Source organism: Dapis purpurea BLCC-M126 (genome assembly GCF_050015975.1).
GTDB lineage: Bacteria > Cyanobacteriota > Cyanobacteriia > Cyanobacteriales > Microcoleaceae > Trichodesmium.
In genome coordinates this window covers 1-1,458 of the sequence record NZ_JBNHER010000133.1, presented here as the reverse complement: position 1 = coordinate 1,458, position 1,458 = coordinate 1, and the positions used below count along the sequence as shown (strand labels likewise).

1 protein-coding gene is annotated in these 1,458 nt (G+C 36.7%); it reads left to right on the top strand.

All coding sequences use genetic code 11. The annotated features are described in order from the left end of the window. The first annotated feature begins 524 nt into the window (after positions 1-524). Positions 525-1,187, top strand: coding sequence for a M23 family metallopeptidase (locus ACP6PL_RS11830; protein WP_426545459.1), 663 nt, complete (start codon positions 525-527; stop codon positions 1,185-1,187). Positions 1,188-1,458: the final 271 nt, after the last annotated feature.

The window sequence follows — 1,458 nt, the reverse complement described above, 5'->3', positions numbered from 1 at the left end:
GTTGTAGGAGTAATGAGTAAGGAGTAATGAGTAAGGAGTAAGGAGTAAGGAGTAAGGAGTCAGTATCATTGTGGTTTATTAATATGAAAACCGCTGTAAAATTCGTCTCAAAAAGTTACTTCTTGCTGTACAATACATCCGGTATTAAATAATTTTGTTATCTTGACCCAAAAATAAGGTCTCAACCATCCCCTTTTAAGGAGATGAAAAAAATTAACTTCAGTATTTCAAGCCTCCTAATTCAGTTCGGAGGTACTGATAAGTGATAACGAAGTTCCTCTGTTAGCGCAGTTCCTCCGCAGGAGGCAAGAGGCTAACTGAAATAACTCCTATCCACTTATCTTTTTTTCTCATTACCACCTAATAAGATAATTGTTAATTGACAATTCATCAATCATCCAAATTTTGAGAACTAACAATCATATTTACTAATAACAAAACCATTAAATTTCCGTTCCATATTTCCAGAATATTTAGGTTTATCAAATTATCCATTGCTATCAATGATTTAAAAGTAAAAAAATATGTCAAATCCTAGAAAAAATCCCTTATATACATTATCTACAGCCTTAAAACAAACTTTACGTCACCCCAAAAAAAAATTATTACTACTAGGATTTATTGCACTTGGTATAGCAACTTTAGGAATAAAACAAGAATTAGTCAAAGCACAAGAAACCAAAATTACCAATCAACAAATTGCCTATGTCAACAACTGGCAAAACGCCTCTTTCCCCGTAGAAAACTTTCAAGGATACACATCACCTTTTGGCCCTCGTGGTGGAGGGTTTCATTATGGATTAGACTTAGCAGCTCCCCTAGGAAGCTATATCCGAAGTTGGTGGACTGGCAAAGTTGTCGAGGTTTGGGAAGACGGTCGTTGTGGTACTGGCATTGTAATTCAGTCAGGTTCTTGGGAACACGTCTACTGTCATGTTAAAGGAGGTGTAGAAACTCGTAACGGACGTCGTTATTTAGTAGATCGTGGTGGTGGAATTATGCTACTTCAAGGTCAAGTTTTGCCCGCCGGGAGTCGAATAGCTAGAGTCGGAATGACTGGTAGAACCAGTGGCCCCCATCTTCATTGGGGTTTGAAATATGGGGGACGTTGGGTAGACCCTGGTTTGATTTTACGAGAAATGTACGCTCAACAAACTCGGCAGTTATCAAGATTAGAACCTAGATAATTCTAACCTTAGTGCTTATAGCAGTTTTCATTAATATAGAGTACAGAGATTTGGGTTTAAAGGAAGAAGGAAGAAGGAATAAATTTTGTAGTCTACCTTTGTGAAAACCGCTATAAAATTCTTGTTTGAGAATTTTGAGTGAATAATTATAAGACCTTTCAGTTTTAAAGATTAACTTTACAGCGGTTTTCATATTAATAAACCACAATGATACTGACTCCTTACTCCTTACTCCTTACTCCTTACTCCTTACTCCTTACTCCTTACTCCT

Bases quoted from the DNA above. Each gene is read 5' to 3' on its own strand.
- ACP6PL_RS11830 (WP_426545459.1), top strand. From the start codon at position 525: ATGTCAAATCCTAGAAAAAATCCCTTATATACATTATCTACAGCCTTA.